At 66.6% G+C, this 19,083-nt stretch carries 20 protein-coding genes; 9 read left to right on the forward strand and 11 right to left on the reverse strand.

What is annotated here, in order from left to right; translation table 11 throughout:
- Nucleotides 1-37 precede the first annotated feature (37 nt).
- The 3 genes from QE444_RS23080 to QE444_RS23090 all read right to left on the reverse strand — a co-directional run bounded on the left by QE444_RS23080 (nucleotide 38) and on the right by QE444_RS23090 (nucleotide 1,464).
- A complete protein-coding gene (locus tag QE444_RS23080) occupies nucleotides 38-325 on the reverse strand; it encodes a PA4642 family protein (protein WP_007161573.1) in 288 nt (95 codons plus the stop codon).
- A gap of 117 nt (nucleotides 326-442) precedes the next feature.
- On the reverse strand, nucleotides 443-913 hold the full coding sequence (locus tag QE444_RS23085; RefSeq protein WP_285388912.1) for a WbuC family cupin fold metalloprotein: 471 nt from the start codon (nucleotides 911-913) through the stop codon (nucleotides 443-445).
- Nucleotides 910-1,464: a hypoxanthine-guanine phosphoribosyltransferase gene (locus QE444_RS23090; protein ID WP_133861537.1), complete on the reverse strand. Its 555-nt coding sequence runs from the start codon at nucleotides 1,462-1,464 to the stop codon at nucleotides 910-912. The genes QE444_RS23085 and QE444_RS23090 overlap by 4 nt, the downstream gene beginning before the upstream one ends.
- A 255-nt stretch (nucleotides 1,465-1,719) precedes the next feature.
- Here QE444_RS23090 and upp point away from each other — a divergent pair, with 255 nt between their 5' ends.
- Complete coding sequence (gene upp, locus QE444_RS23095; protein ID WP_017641072.1) at nucleotides 1,720-2,358, forward strand: uracil phosphoribosyltransferase; 639 nt, start codon at nucleotides 1,720-1,722, stop codon at nucleotides 2,356-2,358.
- The gene (locus QE444_RS23100; RefSeq protein WP_285388926.1) at nucleotides 2,355-3,626 is read left to right on the forward strand and encodes a uracil-xanthine permease family protein; all 1,272 of its coding nucleotides are present in this window, start codon (nucleotides 2,355-2,357) and stop codon (nucleotides 3,624-3,626) included. The genes upp and QE444_RS23100 overlap by 4 nt, the downstream gene beginning before the upstream one ends.
- A gap of 19 nt (nucleotides 3,627-3,645) precedes the next feature.
- On the opposite strand, the gene QE444_RS23105 is transcribed toward QE444_RS23100, so the two are convergent.
- Nucleotides 3,646-4,701 carry a ferrochelatase gene (locus QE444_RS23105; RefSeq protein WP_285388909.1) on the reverse strand — a complete coding sequence of 352 codons (1,056 nt, stop codon included), beginning with the start codon at nucleotides 4,699-4,701 and terminating at the stop codon, nucleotides 3,646-3,648.
- On the reverse strand, nucleotides 4,698-5,606 hold the full coding sequence (locus tag QE444_RS23110) for a TIGR01777 family oxidoreductase (protein WP_280308589.1): 909 nt from the start codon (nucleotides 5,604-5,606) through the stop codon (nucleotides 4,698-4,700). Before QE444_RS23110 ends, QE444_RS23105 begins: the two co-directional genes overlap by 4 nt.
- A 65-nt stretch (nucleotides 5,607-5,671) precedes the next feature.
- Here QE444_RS23110 and QE444_RS23115 point away from each other — a divergent pair, with 65 nt between their 5' ends.
- The 4 genes from QE444_RS23115 to QE444_RS23130 all read left to right on the forward strand — a co-directional run bounded on the left by QE444_RS23115 (nucleotide 5,672) and on the right by QE444_RS23130 (nucleotide 10,218).
- The gene (locus QE444_RS23115; protein WP_133861541.1) at nucleotides 5,672-6,769 is read left to right on the forward strand and encodes an NAD(P)/FAD-dependent oxidoreductase; all 1,098 of its coding nucleotides are present in this window, start codon (nucleotides 5,672-5,674) and stop codon (nucleotides 6,767-6,769) included.
- Nucleotides 6,770-6,894: 125 nt separating this feature from the next.
- The gene (locus tag QE444_RS23120; RefSeq protein ID WP_187980407.1) at nucleotides 6,895-7,866 is read left to right on the forward strand and encodes a DUF523 and DUF1722 domain-containing protein; all 972 of its coding nucleotides are present in this window, start codon (nucleotides 6,895-6,897) and stop codon (nucleotides 7,864-7,866) included.
- Between the two features lie 10 nt (nucleotides 7,867-7,876).
- Nucleotides 7,877-8,800, forward strand: coding sequence for a MerR family transcriptional regulator (locus QE444_RS23125; protein WP_187980408.1), 924 nt, complete (start codon nucleotides 7,877-7,879; stop codon nucleotides 8,798-8,800).
- Complete coding sequence (locus QE444_RS23130; RefSeq protein WP_285388903.1) at nucleotides 8,797-10,218, forward strand: deoxyribodipyrimidine photo-lyase; 1,422 nt, start codon at nucleotides 8,797-8,799, stop codon at nucleotides 10,216-10,218. Before QE444_RS23125 ends, QE444_RS23130 begins: the two co-directional genes overlap by 4 nt.
- Before the next feature lie 28 nt (nucleotides 10,219-10,246).
- Here QE444_RS23130 and QE444_RS23135 read toward each other — a convergent pair whose 3' ends face one another.
- The 6 genes from QE444_RS23135 to hemA form a co-directional block, all read right to left on the reverse strand.
- The gene (locus QE444_RS23135) at nucleotides 10,247-10,771 is read right to left on the reverse strand and encodes an acyloxyacyl hydrolase (protein WP_133861545.1); all 525 of its coding nucleotides are present in this window, start codon (nucleotides 10,769-10,771) and stop codon (nucleotides 10,247-10,249) included.
- A 152-nt stretch (nucleotides 10,772-10,923) separates the two neighbouring features.
- Entirely contained in the window at nucleotides 10,924-11,715 is a 792-nt protein-coding gene (gene murI / locus QE444_RS23140; protein ID WP_273861884.1) for a glutamate racemase, read from the reverse strand.
- A complete protein-coding gene (locus QE444_RS23145) occupies nucleotides 11,708-12,463 on the reverse strand; it encodes a molybdopterin-synthase adenylyltransferase MoeB (RefSeq protein WP_133861547.1) in 756 nt (251 codons plus the stop codon). The genes murI and QE444_RS23145 overlap by 8 nt, the downstream gene beginning before the upstream one ends.
- Nucleotides 12,457-13,287: a peptide chain release factor N(5)-glutamine methyltransferase gene (gene prmC / locus QE444_RS23150; RefSeq protein WP_187980410.1), complete on the reverse strand. Its 831-nt coding sequence runs from the start codon at nucleotides 13,285-13,287 to the stop codon at nucleotides 12,457-12,459. The genes QE444_RS23145 and prmC overlap by 7 nt, the downstream gene beginning before the upstream one ends.
- Before the next feature lie 3 nt (nucleotides 13,288-13,290).
- A complete protein-coding gene (gene prfA, locus QE444_RS23155) occupies nucleotides 13,291-14,373 on the reverse strand; it encodes a peptide chain release factor 1 (protein ID WP_187980411.1) in 1,083 nt (360 codons plus the stop codon).
- A complete protein-coding gene (gene hemA, locus QE444_RS23160; RefSeq protein WP_133861550.1) occupies nucleotides 14,370-15,638 on the reverse strand; it encodes a glutamyl-tRNA reductase in 1,269 nt (422 codons plus the stop codon). The genes prfA and hemA overlap by 4 nt, the downstream gene beginning before the upstream one ends.
- 246 nt (nucleotides 15,639-15,884) lie before the next feature.
- On the opposite strand from hemA, the gene QE444_RS23165 reads away from it, so the two are divergent.
- From QE444_RS23165 to ispE, 3 genes are read left to right on the forward strand one after another with little or no spacing between them, the layout of a single operon-like run.
- Nucleotides 15,885-17,609 (forward strand): tetratricopeptide repeat protein, encoded by a 1,725-nt coding sequence (locus tag QE444_RS23165; protein WP_133861551.1) that lies wholly within the window; start codon nucleotides 15,885-15,887, stop codon nucleotides 17,607-17,609.
- A complete protein-coding gene (gene lolB / locus QE444_RS23170; protein ID WP_133861552.1) occupies nucleotides 17,606-18,226 on the forward strand; it encodes a lipoprotein insertase outer membrane protein LolB in 621 nt (206 codons plus the stop codon). Before QE444_RS23165 ends, lolB begins: the two co-directional genes overlap by 4 nt.
- The gene (ispE, locus tag QE444_RS23175; protein ID WP_285388897.1) at nucleotides 18,223-19,083 is read left to right on the forward strand and encodes a 4-(cytidine 5'-diphospho)-2-C-methyl-D-erythritol kinase; all 861 of its coding nucleotides are present in this window, start codon (nucleotides 18,223-18,225) and stop codon (nucleotides 19,081-19,083) included. The genes lolB and ispE overlap by 4 nt, the downstream gene beginning before the upstream one ends.

Below are 19,083 nucleotides of genomic sequence, written 5' to 3' on the forward strand. Positions count from 1 at the left end.
ACCCCGCCATGGCGGGGTTTCTTTTTTATGCGGCCATTTAGGCGTGGGCGGCGCGCAGGGCGTCGATATAGGGCTCGGCCTGGCGATGACTACGGATCAGCTCGATGAAGTCTTCACCCTGGTCGTTACGGGCATCCAGGTCGTAGCCGGCTTCGACGAAGAAGCCGACGAAGCGCTCGAAGTCGTCCGGGCGCAGGCCGCGATAAGCCTTGACCAGCTTGTGCAGAGACGCGGGAGTATCGTCCGCCGGCTCGACCGCGAGAAACAGCTTGATCTGCTCGTCGCTGATCTCTTCACCGATGACCTGCTTTTTATCCTTGCGCATCCTTTGGCTACCTGTGCTGGGGGATTCTTTGGAGAAAAGGAGGACCGATTCTAACCCCCGCCCCTCGCCTGCCCGCCAGTGACAAACCGTGGTGATACCGCGACCCTGGTCGAAAGTTCAATCGAATTGAGCGCGCATCCAGCTGCGATAGCACTCGGCGTCGGGCGCGCCCTCCAGCGGGGCCCAGGCCGGTCGTTCACCCTTGCCCAACGGCACGAAGGGCCCGGCCTTGCATTCGAAGAACAGGCAGTCGCCCCCCAGGGCAACCAGCGCATGGTAGTGCCCGGGGGCGAGATCGACGCCCGGGCAACCGGCGCGCTGGGACAGTTCGCGGCGCAGCAGCACCTGTCCGTCTTCACCGAAGATGAGCAGCCCGAGCCGGCCCTGCAGCACCAGCAGGCTCTCGGCCTTGTGCGGATCCAGGTGGCGATGGGGCGGTATGTAGCTGTCTTCGCACATCCCCACCACCAGGCGATGGCAGGGCTCGTCCATGAGATGCAGGTTGTGATGGGCGCGCCGTCGCGGGCTGGCCGCCGCCTGCCGGAGCAGGTCGGCGAACAGCGCCTGATCGAACAGCCGCGTGGTCACAGCCCCTTCACGGCATAGATGCCGGGCGCGTTGCGCCAGTAGCCCTTATAGTCCATGCCGTAGCCGAAGATGTAGCGATCGATGCAGGGCAGGCCGACGTAGGTGGCTTCCAGGCCCTTGACCTTGCGGTCGTGGGTCTTGTCGATCAGCACCGCGGTGTGGACTTCGCGGGCGCCGGCATGGCGGCAGAAGTCGATGATGGCCTTGAGGGTATGGCCCTCGTCGAAGATGTCGTCGACGATCAGCACATCGCGATCGATAAAGGACACCTCGGGCTTGGCTTTCCAGAACAGCTCGCCGCCGGTGGTCTCGTTACGATAGCGGGTGGCGTGCAGGTAGGACATTTCCAGCGGGAAATGCAGCCGGGTGGCCAGCTTGCCGGTCAGGATCAGGCCGCCGTTCATCACGCAGAAGACCACAGGATTGCGCTCGGCGAGATCGGCGGTGATAGACGCGGCGATCCGGTCGATGGCCGCTTCGACCTGGGCTTCGTCATACAGGCAATCGGCTTCCTGCATGATCTGGCGGATGTGGGCGAGATCGGCGGACATGGGGCTTCTCCGGGGGACGGGGCGCCTGCCTGATGGTTGGCGCGGATAAAAGGCGGCAAAGGTACAGACACCGCGAACCGATCTCAAGCGCCGCCAGGCGGCTACTATTGTCGCAGGGTACTGCCCACCTCGGGTCGGATGCTTTAATGTACCGCGGTTTTTTTGTGCGCCTGCCCTTCCTGCGGCAGGCCTTCGGGCCGCCGGTCGTACCGAAAACGTCCTCGATCCGCTGCCCTACCGTCTCTGGAGAATCCCATGCCCGTCCACGAAATCCGCCACCCGCTCATCCGTCACAAGCTCGGCCTGATGCGGCGCGCCGACATCAGCACCAAGAACTTTCGCGAACTGGCCCAGGAAGTCGGCGCCCTGCTGACCTACGAGGCGACCAAGGACCTGCCGGTGGAAGAGGTGGACATCGAAGGCTGGTGCGGCACCGTCAAGGTGGAAAAGATTTCCGGCAAGAAGGTCACCGTGGTGCCCATCCTGCGCGCCGGCATCGGCATGCTCGACGGCGTGCTCAGCCTGATCCCCAGCGCCCGGGTCAGCGTGGTGGGCCTCGCCCGCAACGAATCCACCCTGCAGGCCCACACCTACCTGGAAAAGCTGGTGGGTGAACTGGACCAGCGGATGGCCATGATCATCGACCCCATGCTGGCCACCGGTGGCTCCATGATCGCCACCATCGACCTGCTGAAGAAGGCCGGGGCCAAGGAAATCCGTGCCCTGGTGCTGGTGGCGGCGCCCGAGGGCATCGCCGCGGTCGAGGAAGCCCATCCGGACGTGCGCCTCTACACCGCCTCCATCGACGAACGGCTCAACGAGCACGGCTACATCCTGCCGGGGCTGGGCGATGCCGGTGACAAGATCTTCGGCACCAAGCAGAAGGACGCCTGAGCGTGAGCGCGCGGGAACCGCTCTGGCGGGAGATCCTGGTCGGCGCCCAGATGCTCTTCGTGGCCTTTGGCGCCCTGGTGCTGATGCCGCTGATCACCGGCATGGACCCCAATGTAGCCCTCTTCACCGCAGGCTTCGGCACCCTGCTGTTCCATCTCGTCACCGGCCGCCAGGTGCCGGTGTTCCTGGCGTCGAGCTTCGCCTTCATCGCCCCGATCATCGCCGCCAAGGCTGAATTCGGTCTGCCGGCGGTACTGGGCGGGGTCGTGGCGGCCGGCTTCGTCTACACCTTCCTGGGGCTGGCGGTGAAGGTGCGCGGCGTGGGCTTCATCGACCGCCTGCTGCCGCCGGTGGTGATCGCCCCGGTGATCATCTCCATCGGCCTGGGGCTGTCGCCGGTGGCGGCCAACATGGCCATGGGCAGGGCCGGGGACGGCAGCGCCCAGCTGGTGCCCTATGCCACGGCGATGATGATCTCCATGCCGGCACTGGTCACCACCCTGCTGGTGGCCATCTACGGCAAGGGCATGTTCCGTCTGGTGCCCATCCTCGCCGGGGTCTTCGTCGGCTACGCGCTGGCCTTCGTCTTCGGCATCGTCCATACCGAGGGCATGGCCGCCGCCCCCTGGCTGGCGATCCCGGCCTTCGTCGCGCCGGAATTCCACTGGGGCGCCATCCTGTTCATGGTGCCGGTGGCCCTGGCGCCGGCCATCGAGCACGTCGGCGGGGTGATCGCGGTGGGCGGCGTGACAGGCCAGAACTACCTCAAGCAGCCCGGGCTGCACCGCACCCTGCTGGGGGACGGCCTGGCCACCTCTTCCGCCGGGCTGTTCGGCGGGCCGCCGAACACCACCTATGCCGAGGTGACCGGCGCGGTGATGCTGACCAAGAACCACAATCCGCGAGTCATGCTGTGGGCCGCCGGCTTCGCCATGGTGCTGGCCTTCGTCGGCAAGTTCGGCGCGGCGCTGCAGACCATCCCGGTGCCGGTCATGGGCGGCATTCTCTGCCTGCTGTTCGGCTCCATCGCGGTGGTGGGGCTGAACATCCTGATCCGCCACCAGGTGGATCTGTCCGAGGCACGCAACCTGGTGATCGTCTCGGTGACCCTGGTGTTCGGCATCGGTGGCATCGTCTTCGGCAACGGCGAGATCGGCCTCAAGGGCATCTCTCTCTGCGGCCTGATCGCCATAGGCCTCAACCTGGTCCTGCCCGGGCACAACGCCTGGAAGAAGGACGCCGAACCGCCAGAGCGTCCGCTGCTCTGACGGTCAGCCCAGGATGCCGTTACGCCGGCATCCTGGGTTGTTCGATCGGCTGCGGCGGCAGTTCCGCCACCTCTTCGCACAACTCCACCAGCGCCCGGGCCCAGGCCGGGTCGTCGTTGACGCAGGGAATCAGCACCAGCTCCCGGCCACCGGCTTCGATGAACTGCTCGCGCCCGCGATCGCCGATCTCTTCCAGCGTCTCGATGCAGTCGGCGACGAACGCCGGGCACATCACCAGCAGGCGCTTGACCCCCGCCTTGGCCAGCGCGTCCAGCCGCGCCTCGGTGTAGGGTTCGATCCACTTGTCCTTGCCCAGCCGCGACTGGAAGGACACCGACCACTTGCCATCGGGAATGCCCAGGCGCCGGGCCACCAGTTCGGCGGTGCGCTGGCACTGGCTGCGGTAGCAGACGGCCAGGGCCTTGGCGGTGACCTTGCTGCTGTCGGGGGCGCGCAGGTCGTGCTTGCGATCCTTGACCAGCTTGCGGATATGCCGCTCGGGCAGGCCGTGGAAGGACAGCAGCAGGTGGTCGTAGGGCTCTTCGAGATAGGGCTCGACGCTGGCCGCCAGCGCCGCCTGGTATTCCGGACGGTCGTAGAACGGCGGCAGGATCTTCAGCGTCAGCGGCAGCTGGTGGGCCTGGATCACCCGCCGCGCCTCGACGATGGCGGTGGTGGTGGTGCTGTCGGCGAATTGCGGATAGAGCGGCGCATAGGTCACCTCGCGGATGCCCTGGCTGGCCAGGCGCTTGAGCACCGTTTCCACCGAGGGTTCGCCGTATCTCATGCACAACTCCACCGGACCGTGCCGCCAGAGTGGCCGTACGGCTTCCTGCAGCCGGCGGCTGAGCACGATCAATGGCGAGCCGTCGTCCCACCAGATCGACTCATAGGCCTCGGCCGAGGCGGCGGGTCGCTTGATCAGCACCAGGGATACCAGCAGACGGCGCAGCGGCCAGGGCAGATCGACCACATAGGGGTCCATCAGGAACTGGTTCAGATAGCGCTTCACGTCGGGGACATGGGGCGAATCGGGCGAACCCAGGTTGGCGAGCAGCAGAGCGTTGGTAGTCATCGTGAATCCTTGGCAGCGAGCAGGTCGGCCAGGGCCGCATCCAGCTCGGGATAGCGAAAGACATACCCGGCCGCGAGCAGGCGCTCGGGTCGGGCGCGCTGGCCACCCAGCAGGAGGATGGACAGCTCTCCCATCAGGCGCAGGGCGAAGGCGGGAATCAGCAATCGCGCCGGGCGCCGCAAGGCCCGTCCCAGCGCCTCGGTGAATTCCCGGTTGCGGACCGGCTGGGGGGCACAGAGATTATAGGGACCCTGGGCATCGCTTCGGTTGAGAAGAAAATCGATGGCCCCGATTTGATCCTGCAAATGAATCCAGGGCATCCACTGGCGTCCATTGCCCAGGCGCGCGCCCAGCCCGAAACGGAAGGGCGGCAGCAGGCGCAGCAGGAAGCCGTCGTCGGCGGCCAGCACCAGGCCGGTGCGCAGGTTGACCACACGGATGCCCAGCTTCTCGGCTTCGTTGGCGACCTGCTCCCAGGCCAGGCACAACTCGCCGGCGAAGTCGGGACCGGCCAGGCTGTCCGCCTCGCTCACCGGCTTCTCGCCGCTGTCGCCATAGAAGCCGATGGCCGAGCCGGACAGCAGGACCGCGGGTTTCTGCGGGCGGCCCTGCAGCCATTCGATCAGGCGCTCGGTGGTGCCGATGCGGCTCTGCCAGAGTTCGGCCTTGCGACCTTGGGTCCAGGGCTTGTCGGCGATGGGGGCGCCCGCCAGGTTGACCACGGCATCCAGGTGTTCGTCGCCCAGCGCCTCCAGTTGGGCGATGCCGCGCACGCCGGGTCCGCATTCGCGCGCCACCCGCCCCGGGTCGCGACTGAGCACGGTGAGTTGGTGCCCGGCGGCCGCCCATTGGCGGCACAGCGCACGGCCGATCAATCCGGTGCCACCGGTCAGCAGGATATGCATGTCGTCACTTCCTTCTCGTATTGCCCTGCCGCCCGTATGCATCTGAACGAAGGGAAGAGGATTGTTTGGTATGGTCGTGGGTCGAAAGATCCAGAACGGTTGCCAGTCGTAGCCGTAGAGCCCTTGCGCGCGCAAACGTTCGACAAGGGCGAATCGTCAGACAAGCGAGGTCCATCATGACTGCCCCCATCGCCATCGTTGGCGCAGGAATAGCCGGACTTGCCGCGGCCCAGACGCTGATTCGCGCCGGGCAGCAGGTCCAGATCTTCGACAAGAGTCGCGGCAGCGGCGGCCGCATGGCCAGCAAGCGCAGCGAAGCCGGCGCCCTCGACCTGGGCGCCCAGTATTTCACCGCCCGCGACCGGCGCTTCATCGATGCCCTCAACGAGTGGCGTCGAGCCGGTTGCGCGGCCGAATGGAACCCGGCGCTCTACCAGTATCGCGACGGTCGCCTGAGTCCGTCCCAGGACGAGCAGCCGCGCTGGGTCGGGGTGCCGCGCATGAGCGCCATCACCCGCCACCTGCTGGCCGATCTGCCGGTCACCTTCGACTGCCGCATCACCGAGGTCTTTCGCGGGGCCCAGCACTGGCACCTGCTGGATGCCGGCGGCGAGACCCACGGGCCCTTCGCCCAAGTCATCGTCGCCATGCCGGCGCCCCAGGCCACGGCGCTGCTGTCCAGCGTGCCCAAGCTGGCGGCCACCGTGGCCGGTGTCAGCATGGAGCCGACCTGGTCGGTGGCCCTGGCCTTTCCCACGCCCCTGCAGACCCCGGTGGAAGGCTGTTTCGTGCAGGACAGCGAACTGGACTGGCTGGCGCGCAATCGCTGCAAGCCCGAGCGCGACACCACCCTGGACACCTGGGTCCTGCATGCCACCAGCGCCTGGAGCAAGGCGCACCTCGACGCCTCGAAGGACGAGGTGATCGAACGCCTGCATGGCGCCTTCGCCGAACTGATCGGCTGCCCGTTGCCGGCGCCGACCTTCAGCCTGGCCCATCGCTGGCTCTATGCCCGCCCCGCGCAACCCCACCAGTGGGGCGCCCTGGGCGATCCCGACATGGGCGTCTTCGTCTGTGGCGACTGGTGCTCCAGCGGTCGGGTGGAAGGTGCCTGGTTGAGTGGTCATGAGGCCGCGCAGCAGCTCCTGGGCAGTCTGGATTAATCGACGAAGCGCACGCCGTCTGTAACCTGCAGCGAATCTTTTACCGCAGCCCCCTGTCGAAAGTTGCACCAAACTTGTACAAATAGGAAAACCTTGTACAAGAAAATACACGACAGGGGATCTCCATGGTTGCCAACGCCTCCTCCAGCCTGCCCCGCCCGCGCCTGGGTATCAGTGCCTGCCTGCTGGGTGACGAAGTCCGCTACAACGGTGGACACAAGGAATCCCGGCTCTGCAGCCAGACCTTCGCCGAGCACTTCGATTTCGTCCGGGTCTGCCCGGAAATGGCCATCGGCCTCGGCACGCCTCGCGAACCCATCCGTCTGGTGGGCGACTCCCAGGCGCCGCGCGCCGTGGGTACCGTCGACCCCAGCCTGGACGTGACCGCCGCCCTGACCGGCTACGGGGAAAAGATGGCGGGCGAGCTGACCGACCTGTCCGGCTTCATCTTCATGCAGAAATCGCCCTCCTGCGGCATGGAGCGCGTCAAGGTCTACCACGCCAACGGCCAGGGCAGCGAAACCGATGGCCGCGGTCTGTTCGCCGCCGCCATCATGCGTCTACAACCGGACCTGCCAGTGGAAGAAGCCGGCCGGCTGAACGATGCGGTGCTGCGGGAAAACTTCGTCACCCGCGTCTTCGCCCATGCCCACTGGCAGCAACTGCTGCAACAGGGTCTGACGGCGCGGGCGCTGCTGTCCTATCATTCGCGTTACAAGTACCAGCTCATGGCCCACGACGCCCATCGTGCGCGGGCCCTCGGTCAGCTGGTCGGCAGCATCGGCCAGCGCAACCTGGACGAGCTGGGGCAGGAGTATTTCAGCGGCCTGATGGCTGCCCTGAAGAAGTGCGCCACCCGTGGTACCCATTGCAATGTGCTCTATCATCTATTCGGTTATCTGCGTCGGGTCCTGAGCGACAGCGAGAAGCAGGAAATGCAGCAACTGATCGAGCAGTACCACGAGGGCATCGTGCCCCTGGTCGTGCCCCTGACGCTGCTCAAGCACCACTTCCGCCAGCATCCGGATCGTTATGTGAACGAGCAGGCCTATCTCCAACCGCACCCCGAACGTCTGAGTCTGCGAAATGCCATCTAGCGCCACTCCCTTGCCTTCGTCGTCGAACGGCGAAGATCAGGACTACCAGTCCGCTCTCCACGAGGGCTGGCTGCCCATCCGGGAAATCGCCCGGCGCACCGGTGTGAATGCCGTGACGCTGAGGGCCTGGGAGCGGCGCTATGGCTTGCTGGTCCCCAAGCGCACGCCCAAGGGCCATCGCCTGTACAGCGAGGCCCATGTGGTCCGCGTGCAGCAGGTCCTCGCCTGGATCGCCCGCGGCGTGGCGGTCAGCCAGGTCAAGGGGCTGCTCGACGAACAACGGCCCGCGGTGATCCCCAGCGATACGCCCTGGCAGGCCATTCACCAGGAGATGATTGACGCCATCGGCCGACTGGCCTCGCGTGCGCTGGACGAGGCCTACAACCGCGCCGCCTCGCTCTATCCACCGCGGGTGCTGCTGGACCAGTTGCTCTGGCCGCTGCTGCGGGAGCTGGAGCGCCTGAGCCAGGCGACCGACGATGGTCGCCTGCAACAGGTGTTCTTCCAGTCCTGGCTGCGCAGCAAGCTGGGTGCGCGGATCTATCACAGCCAGCACAGCCTCAGAGGTGCGCCCCTGGTGCTGCTGAATCTCGACGAGACCCCGATGAACACCTCGCTGTGGCTCTGCGCCTGGCTGATCAGCGCCGCGGAATGCCCGGTAGAACTGGTGGAGTGGTCGGTTCCCGCGGGCAATCTGGATCGCCTGGTCGAGCAGCTCGAACCCCGGGCACTGATCCTCTGTCGTGACAGCCGTCCCGACAGTGAGCTGCGGCGCCAGCTGCAGACCTTCGCCAATCGCCATGCGCGCCCCTGCCTGACGCTTGGTGCGCTGGGTGAATCCCTTACCGCCGATGCCGCGCCGGCGCGCAGCCCCGGCGAAGCCTTCGATCGCCTGCAGAGTGCCGGGCTGCTGCATCAGGAACGCCATGCATGAATCAGCTCGTCTGGTTTCGAACTGACCTGCGCACCCTCGATCATCCCGCTCTCCATGCCGCCGCCGAACAGGGCCCGGTGGCCGCCGTCTTTCTGCTGAGTCCTGCCCAATGGCAGGAGCATGACGAGGCGGCGGTCAAGGTCGACTTCTGGCTGCGCAACCTCGCCGAACTGGGCAAGACGCTCAAATCCCTCGGTATCCCCTTGCTGATCCGCAGCGCCGAGCGCTGGACGCAGGCCCCCCAGGTGCTGCTCGACCTGGCCCGGGAGCTGGGAGCCGAACACCTGCATTTCAATGACGAATACGGGATCAACGAAGCCGCCCGTGACGACGCCGTGGTCAAGGCCTTCGACGACGCTGGCCTGGCGACCCATCGCTATCTCGACCAGACGCTGTTCGCGCCGGGGACGGTGCTGACCAAGAGCGGTGGCTACTTCAAGGTTTTCGGCCAGTTCAGGAAGACCTGCCTGGCCCGCCTGGAGACCGGTCTGCCGACGCCCCTGCCAGCCCCGGGCAAGCAGCGCAAGAGCCCGGTCCCTTCGGACAAGCTGCCCACCGCGGTCGAGGGTTTCGCGGCCACCGCCGCCGACCTGCAAGGGCTATGGCCGGCAGGGGAAGAAGAAGCACTGCAGCGTCTGGAAGCCTTCATCCGGGATGATCTGGAAGACTATCAGCGGGCGCGGGACATTCCTTCCGAACCCGGTACCAGCCAGTTGTCGGCCTATCTCAATGCCGGGGTGCTGACGCCTCGCCAGTGCCTGCAGGCGGCGGTCCGCGCCAACGATGGCCTGCTCAGCGGCGGCAAGCAGGGAGCGGCCACCTGGATCACCGAGTTGCTCTGGCGCGAATTCTATCGTCACGTGCTGGTGGGTTACCCCTGGGTTTCCCGGCACCAGCCATTCAACCGGGATCTGACCGCCCTGCCCTGGCGTGACGACCCCGAAGGCCTCGCAGCCTGGCAACAGGGGCGCACCGGGATTCCCATCATCGATGCCGCCATGCGCCAGCTCTTGCAGACCGGCTGGATGCACAATCGCATGCGCATGCTGACGGCCATGTTCCTGTGCAAGAACCTGCTGATCGACTGGCGCGAGGGTGAGCGCTGGTTCATGCGGCAGCTCATCGATGGCGACCTGGCCTCCAACAACGGCGGGTGGCAGTGGAGCGCCTCCACCGGTACCGATTCGGTGCCCTATTTCCGGGTATTCAACCCGCACACCCAGGCGTTGAAGATCGATGCCCGGGGCGACTATGTGCGGACCTGGATACCGGAATTGGCTGACCTCAAGGGCAAGGCCGTGCATACCCCGGGGGGCCGCTACCTGACGCCCCTGGTGGACCTGGGCGAGAGTCGTCAGCGCGCGCTGGCCGCCTACCGCGGCATGGCGCGCAAGAAGGACACGAAAAAGCCGGACTAGGTCCGGCTTTTTTCATATCAGCCCTGGATCAGAGAGTATGGCTGTAGAACAGCGCATAGGACTCGATGCCATCGTTGGGCTGCTTGATGCCGGCGTTGGAGTAGTGGGTCGCACGGATGCCGACGCGCTGGGTGTCGCCGATCTTCAGGCCCAGGCCGATACGGTCTTCGAAGTTGAAGGCCGAACCCAGGTCCTGCTCGCCAACCTTGGTGCTGGAGAAGACGGCGACGCCGATACCGGCTTCGACGAAGGGCTTCACCTGGCCCTGGCCGAATTCGTAGACGAACACCGGGGCGAAGGACAGCGAATGCTGGTCGGAAGACCGGCCGTTGTCACCTTCCCAGTAGGTGTAGCCCGCATCCCAGTAGCCGGTCAGGCGACCGGTGGAGCTCTGCCACCAGCTCCTGTCCCAATTCCAGCCGGCACCGATACGGTAGGTCATGCCGCTCTGGCTGGTGGCACCGACTGCTCCGGTGATTTCCACAGCCTGTGCCGATGCGATGCCACCCAGAGAAAGCGCGGCGGCTACTGCGAGGGAAAGCAATTTGTTCATGAGAGTGCCCTTATGGATGTTTCTAGTTTTTACGAACTGGGAGCATTGACCATCAAGACGTGAAGGTGTTCACAGCCCTGGATATCTTTACCTACAAGGTCGGATGCTAGTCGCTGGCCCGGCATTTGGCGAGTGAAACCCGGAGGGAAAAGTCAGACGAACGCCTTTACCTCGGCCCCTGCCGGCCAGAGCTGCGGCAACACGGCGCGAAGCTCGGCGGGGTCGCCCGAGGTCCAGAATCGCGTAGGGCCGGCCGGCCCTCCCGCCAGGCGTCCGTCCCGCGCCAGCAGACTGTGCAGGCGCCGCGCCACGGCGGCGCCGGTGTCCACCAGGATGACCTGCGGTGGCACCAGTTCGGCCAGCAAGGGACGCAGGAAGGGATAGTGGGTGCAGCCCAGGATCAGGGTGTCGCACTGCGCCGCCAGCAAGGGGGCGAGAAAGCCCTCCAGCAGGCGCCGGGTCTCGGGGCCGTGCAGATCGCCGCGCTCGACCTGTTCCACCAGTCCCGGACAGGGCTGGGTCAGCACCTGGACGCCCAGGGCGAAGCGGTCCAGCAAGGCGGCGAACTTGGCGCTCTGCAGGGTACCGGTGGTCGCCAGCACCCCGACCCGGCCATTGCGGGTCGCCGCCGCAGCGGGCTTGACCGCGGGTTCCATGCCGACGATGGACCAGCGGGGATAGCGTTCGCGCAGATCGGCCACGGCCGCCACGGTGGCGGTGTTGCAGGCCACCACCAGGGCCTTGGCGCCCTGCGCGTGCAGCCGCGCCGCGATCAGCTGGCAGCGCTCGCGGATGAAGGCAGGGGTCTTTTCGCCATAGGGGATATGGCCGCAATCGGCGACGTAATGCAGGGTTTCCGCCGGTAGCAGCTGACGGATCTCCGCCAGCACCGACAGGCCGCCGACGCCCGAGTCGAAGACCCCGACCGGCGCCTCGTCAGCCATGGCGGGCGCCGCACACCGGGCAACCCGGATCGCGCTTGACCCGCAATTCGCGGAAGCGACTGCCCGCCGCATCCACCAGCAGCAGCCGCCCCACCAGGGGCTCGCCGAAGCCGGCCAGGAGCTTGAGCGCTTCCAGCGCCTGCAGACTGCCCACCAGCCCCACCACCGGACCCAGCACCCCGGCTTCGCTGCAACTGAGCTCGGCTTCGCTGCCCTCGCCATAGAGACAGTGATAGCAGGGGCTGTCGGCGCGACGCGGATCGAAGACGCTGAGCTGGCCTTCCAGGCGAATGGCGGCGCCGCTCACCAGCGGGCGTCCCTGAGCCACGCAGGCGGCATTCACCGCCGCCCGGGTGGTGAAGTTGTCCGAGCAGTCCAGCACCAGATCCACCAGGGCGATGCGCGCCGCCAGACTGTCGGCGTCCAGCGCTTCGCGCAGCGGCACCAGGCGCACTTCGGGATTGAGCGCCGCCAGCCGCTGCAGGGCGGAATCCACCTTGCCCTGGCCGATACGGCTTTCATCGTGCAGCACCTGGCGCTGCAGATTGCTCAGATCGACCTGGTCGAAGTCGGCCAGGTGCAATTCGCCGACGCCGGCGGCGGCCAGATAGAGCGCCACTGGCGAACCCAGACCACCGAGGCCGACGATGAGCACCCTGGCGTCTTTCAGCCGCAATTGTCCGGCGATATCCACCTGGGCCAGCAGGATCTGCCGGCTGTAGCGCAGCAGTTCGCCGTCGCTCAGCATGGCCGACGCCCTCCGCTGATGCGTTCGTGACCACCCAGGTCCTGGCGACTCTCGACCTCGACGAAGCCCTGGCGAACCAGCAGATCGCGCACCGCGGCGGCCTGGTCGAAGCCGTGCTCCAGCCACAGCCAGCCATCCGGCTGCAGGTGCGCGGGCGCCGCCGCGACCAGTTCGCGGATATCGTCCAGGCCATCGACGCCGGCCACCAGGGCGCTGCGCGGCTCGAAACGCACGTCGCCCTCATCCAGATGGCGATCGCTGCCGGCGATATAGGGGGGATTGCTGACGATAAGGTCGAAGCGCTGTCCGGCGAGGGCGCCGAACCAGTGACTCTGCTGAAAGACCGCATTGCCCAGGCGCAGGCGCTGGGCATTGCGTTGCGCCAGTTCCACCGCCGCCGCGATGCGATCCACGCCGCTGACCTGCCAGCGCGGTCGCTCATGGGCCAGCGCCAGGGCGATGGCACCGGTGCCGGTGCCCAGGTCCAGTACCCGCGCCTCGTCGGCCAGGGGCAATGCCAGGGCGGTTTCCACCAGCACCTCGGTATCGGGGCGGGGGATCAGGGTGTCGGGACTCACTTCCAGATCGAGCGACCAGAAGCCCTGCTGGCCGAGGATATAGGCCACCGGCTCACCCTGCCGGCGCCGTTCGAGATCGGCCCGAAAACGCGCCAGGGCCTCGCGCGGCACCAGCTTTTCCGGCCAGGTGCGCAGGTAGCTGCGCGGCTTGTCCAGGGCGGCGGCCAGCAGCAGTTCCACATCCAGGCGAGCGCTGGGCGAATCCGGTAGCTGGCTTTCGCGCAACAGGGCGCCGATGGTGGCCATGGCTCAGTCTCCCAGCGCCGCCAGCTGGTCGGCCTGGTATTCCTGCAGCAGCGGATCGATGATCTGCTGGACGTCGCCGTTGACCACCTCGCCCAGCGAATAGAGGGTCAGGTTGATGCGGTGATCGGTCACCCGGCCCTGGGGAAAGTTGTAGGTGCGGATGCGCTCGGAGCGGTCGCCCGACCCCACCAGCAACCGGCGGGTATCGGACATTTCTTTATGCGCCGCCGCGTCCTGCTGGTCATTGAGCTTGGCCGACAGCCAGGCCATGGCCTTGGCGCGGTTCTTGTGCTGAGAGCGCTCTTCCTGGCACTCCACCACGATGCCGGTGGGCAGGTGGGTGATGCGCACCGCGGAGTCGGTCTTGTTGACGTGCTGACCGCCCGCGCCGGAGGAGCGATAGGTGTCGACGCGCAGATCGGCCGGATTGATCTCGATGGCCTGCTGTTCGTCCGGCTCGGGCAGCACCGCCACAGTGCAGGCCGAGGTGTGGATGCGGCCCTGGGATTCGGTCTCCGGGACCCGCTGCACCCGGTGCGCACCGGACTCGAACTTGAGCTTGGCGTAGACGCTGTCGCCTTCGACCCGGGCGATCACCTCCTTGAAGCCACCGTGCTCGCCCTCGTTCTCCGAGAGCACCTCGAGACGCCAGCCCTGGCGCTCGGCATAGCGCGAATACATGCGGAACAGATCACCGGCGAAGATCGCCGCCTCGTCGCCGCCGGTACCGGCGCGGATTTCCAGGAAGACGTTGCGGCCATCATTGGGATCCCGCGGCAGCATCATGCGCTGCAGTTCGTCTTCCAGTTCCTGCAGCCGCGCCTTGGCGCTGGTCACCTCTTCCTCGGCCATCTCGCGCAGATCCGGATCGCTGTCCTTGAGCAGCGCCTGGGCGCCCTCCAGGTCGGCCTGCACCTTGCGGTATTCGGTGAACGCCTGGTTGACCGGCTCGAGTTCGGCGTATTCCTTGGAATAGGCGCGGAACTGGGTCTGGTCGCTGATGACTTCGGCGTCGCCCAACAGCGCGGTCAGCTCCTCGAAGCGGTCCTGCAGACCGTCGAGCTTGTGCAACAGAGAGGTCTTCATGTCTTGTCCAAACCCTCGTCGAGGGCGAAGAGTTCCTGAGCCAAGGTCAGCGCATCGACGCGCCCCTCGGCGGATAGTTTCTTGAGCTGCACGCTCGGGGCGTGCATCAGCTTGTTGGTGAGGCTGCGTGCCAGGGCCGCCAGGGCTTCCTGGGGATCGACGCCATTGGCCAGCTGGCGCTGGGCGCGCGCCAGTTCGTCGTCGCGGATCTGCTCGCCCTGCTGGCGATAGGCGCGGACCACGTCCACCGCGGCGCGCTCGCGCAGCCGCTGCATGAAGTCCTCGACCCCGGCCAGCACCAGCTTCTCGGCCGCCTGGGCGGCGCCCTGGCGACTCTTGAGATTTTCCGCCACCACCTCGTGCAGGTCGTCCACCGTATAGAGGTAGACATCTTCCAGCTCGCTCACCTCCGGCTCGATGTCGCGCGGCACGGCGATGTCGACCATGAAGATGGGCTTGTGGCGACGCTGCTTGAGTGCGCGTTCCACCGCGCCCTTGCCGAGGATGGGCAACTGGCTGGCGGTGGAACTGATGACGATGTCGCTGTTGACCAGTTCGTCGGGAATGTCGGCCAGCAGCACGGTATGGGCGCCGAATTCTTCCGCCAGGTGGCTGGCGCGCTCCAGGGTGCGGTTGGCGACGACGATGCGCCGCACGCCCTGCTCGTGCAGATGGCGGGCGACCAGGGTGATGGTCTCGCCGGCGCCGATCAGCAGCGCCTGGCTGCGACTGAGGTCGCTGAAGATCTGCTTGGCCAGGCTGACCGCGGCGAAGGCCACCGACACCGGATTCTCGCCGATCGCCGTGTCGGTACGCACCGCCTTGGCAGTATTGAAGGTGGCCTGGAACAGCCGGCCCAGCAGCGGACCGACGGTGCCGGCCTCGCGCGCCACGGCATAGGCCGACTTGAGCTGGCCGAGGATCTGCGGCTCGCCCAGCACCATGGAATCCAGCCCCGCGGCCACCCGCATCATGTGGCGGACCGCAGCCTCGTCCTGGTGCAGATAGATGCTGGCGCGCAGGTCTTCCAGGGGCACCCGGTGATACTGGGCGAGCCAGGCCAGCACGGCTTCCGCCAGGCTGGGCTCCAGCTCCAGGTAGAGTTCGCTGCGATTGCAGGTGGACAGAATCGCCGCTTCGCGACTGTGGGTGGCCTGCTCCAGCTGGCGCAGGGCCTCGACCGTCTGCTCCGGAGTGAAGGCCACACGTTCGCGCACCTCAACCGAGGCGGTCTTGTGATTGATGCCGAGCGCGAGAAAGGCCATGGACGCAAGCAGTCGAACGGATTGGGGAAAGCCGAACATTGTCCTACGCGCGGGCGGTGGCGACAACCAGCAGCGACGAGACGTCGGACAATCGCCGTCATAGCCTGGGCGAATGAATCTTGCCGGGCAAAAGGCGTCAACAGCCTCGACCACCGCACTTCTCGGCCGGCCGCTGCGCATGCGCGACGCGGCCACGGCGACTCTTGTGGCATGATGGACCGACTGTAAAAAGGCCGCCTTGACCCTATGACCAGATACCTTGCGCTGCTGACGACCGCCCTGCTGCTCGCCGGCTGCCAGAACCTCGGCCGTCAGCCGACGCCCGCCGCCGCCATCCCGCCGCCCACCGCCAAGACCAGCACGCCGCAACCGGCCGGTTCCTTTCGCGAAGACACCCTCTACGACCTGCTGGTCGGCGAGCTGGCCGGGCAGCGCAACCGATTCGATATCGCCCTGACCAACTATGTCGAGCAGGCCAAGTCGACCCAGGACCCGGGGGTCGCCGAGCGCGCCTTCCGCATCGCCGAGTACCTGGGCGCCGATACCCCGGCGCTGGAAACCGCGCAGATCTGGGCGCGCAACGCCCCCGACAACCTGGATGCCCAGCGCGCCGCCGCCATCATGCTGGCCCGCGCCGGTCGCTATGACGAATCCATGGTCTACATGGAGCGCGTGCTCCAGGGCCAGGGCGACACCCACTTCGATTTCCTCGCCCTCTCGGCGGCGGAAACCGACGAGACCACCCGCGCCGGCCTGCTCAAGAGCTTCGACCGGCTGCTGGCCAAGTATCCGCACAACGGCCAGCTGCTGTTCGGCAAGGCGCTGCTGCTGCAGCAGGACGGCCGTGCCGACGAGGCCCTCAAGCTGCTGGAGCGCAATCCGGCGGCCAGGCGCGAAGTCGCGCCGCTGCTCCTGCGCGCCCGCCTGCTGCAGAGCCAGGACCGCAGCGCCGAGGCCCTGCCGCTGCTCGAAGCCGGCATCCGCCAGCACCCGGAAGACCGCCGCCTGCGCCTGGCCCATGCCCGGCTGCTGGTGGAACTGGATCGCCTGGACCAGGCCAAGCGCGAATTCGCCGAGCTGGTCACCCAGTTCCCGGATGACGATGACCTGAGATTCTCCCTGGCGCTGGTCTGCCTGGAGGCCCAGGCCTGGCGCGAAGCCCAGATCTATCTCAAGGAACTGATCGACCGCGGCAGCCACGTGGATGCCGCGCACCTCAACCTGGGTCGCAGCTACGAAGAACTCGACCAGCCCGAGCAGGCGCTGGCCGAATACACCCAGGTCGGGCCGGGCACCGACTACCTGGCCGCCCAGCAGCGCCAGGCGGAAATCCTGCTGGGCAGCGGGCGCATCGCCGAGGCCCGTCAACGCCTGGCCGAGGCGCGCAAGCGCCAGAGCGAATACGCCGTGCCGCTCTATCTGCTGGAAGTCGAAGGCCTGGCCAGTGCCGACCAGACCGCCCTCGCCGACCAGACCGTGCAGCAGGCCCTGCAGCAGTATCCCAATGACCTCAACCTGCTCTATGTCCGCTCCATGCTGGCGGAAAAGCGCGGCGACCTCGGTCAGCTGGAAGGCGATCTGCGATACATTATCGCCCACGACCCCGACAACGCCATGGCGCTCAACGCCCTCGGCTACACCCTGGCCGATCGCACCCCACGTCTGGCCGAGGCACGCCAGCTGATCGACAAGGCGCACCAGTTGAGCCCGGACGACCCGGCCATCCTCGACAGCATGGGCTGGATCCGCTATCGCCAGGGCCAGCTGGCCGACGCCGAACGCTATCTGCGCCAGGCCTACGAACGCTTCCCCGACGCCGAAGTGGCGGCCCACCTGGGCGAGGTGCTCTGGGCCCAGGGCAAGCGCAGCGAAGCGCGCAAGGTTTGGCGCGTGGGCCTCGACGCCGACGCCGATGACGCCATCCTGCGCAGTACCCTCAAACGCCTGACTGGAAGCGAAACCCTCCGATGATCCGTGTGCGTACCTTCGTCACCCTGTTGCTGCTCGCCCTGCTGGCCGGTTGCGCCAGCACCTCTCGCCAGGAGGCCGTGGAAGGCCAGGGCAATGCCGCCCAGTGGCAGGCTCATAAAAAACGTATCGCCGCCCTCGACGGCTGGCAGATCGACGGCAAGGTCGGCATCCGCGCCCCGCGCGATTCCGGCAGTGGCACCCTGTTCTGGCTGCAGCGCCAGGACTATTACGACATCCGCCTGGCCGGCCCCCTGGGCCGCGGCGCCACCCGACTCACCGGCCGTCCGGGCGCCGTCACCCTCGATGTCTCCGGCCAGGGCAGCTATCAGGCCGATTCCCCCGAAGCCCTGCTGGAACAGCAACTCGGCTGGCGCCTGCCGGTCTCGCACCTGCTCTGGTGGGTGCGCGGCCTGCCGGCGCCGGACAGTCGCAGCCAGCTGACCCTGGACGCCGACAGCCACCTGGCACGCCTGGTACAGGACGGCTGGACCGTCGAATACACCCGCTACACCGAGCAGAACGGCTACACCCTGCCCGAACGCCTCAAGCTCACCGGCAAGGACCTGGAAGTCATCCTGGTGGTGAAGACCTGGCAGCCGCGCGAGCTGGGCAAATGACCGCGGCGCCTGCCTTCACCCTGCCGGCGCCGGCCAAGCTCAATCTGTTCCTGCACATCCTCGGTCGCCGCGCGGACGGCTATCACGAGCTGCAGACGCTGTTCCAGTTTCTCGACTGGGGCGACGACCTGGGCTTTGCCGGACGGGATGACGGCGAATTGCAACTGCACGACGGTCTGCCGGGCGTCGCCCCCGCGCAGAATCTCATCCTGCGCGCCGCCCGGCTGCTGCAGCAGGAAAGCGCCACGACCAAAGGCGCCGACCTCTGGCTGACCAAGCGGCTGCCCATGGGCGGTGGCATCGGTGGCGGCAGTTCGGATGCCGCCACCACCCTGCTTGGCCTGAATCATCTCTGGGGCCTGGGCGCCAGCCTCGACGACCTGGCGGCGCTGGGGCTGCGCCTGGGCGCCGATGTGCCGGTATTCGTCCGCGGCCAGGCCGCCTTCGCCGAGGGCGTGGGGGAAAAGCTCACCCCGGTCACCCCCCCGGAACCCTGGTATCTCGTGGCCGTGCCGCAAGTCTCTGTAAGTACAGCAGAAATTTTTTCAGATCCGCTGTTGACACGGGACACTCCCGCCATTAAAGTTTGCGCCGTTCTCAAGTGGTCAGGTCGAAACGACTGCCAGAGTACGGTCGAAAGGCGTTACCCAGAAATTCGTAACGCTTTGATCTTGCTAAACAAATTTGTTTCAGCTAGATTAACCGGCACTGGAGGTTGCATATTTGGAAGCTTTCCAAATAAGACCGAAGCTGATACAGTAGCTAGCCAGCTACCAGCATCACTTCCAGGCTTCGTGGCCAAAGGTAGCAACACTTCCATGTTGCACCGGGCGCTGGCAAGCCTGACCAGAGAATGA

This window comes from Pseudomonas sp. SORGH_AS_0199 (assembly GCF_031453735.1).
GTDB classification, from domain to species: domain Bacteria; phylum Pseudomonadota; class Gammaproteobacteria; order Pseudomonadales; family Pseudomonadaceae; genus Chryseomonas; species Chryseomonas aestiva.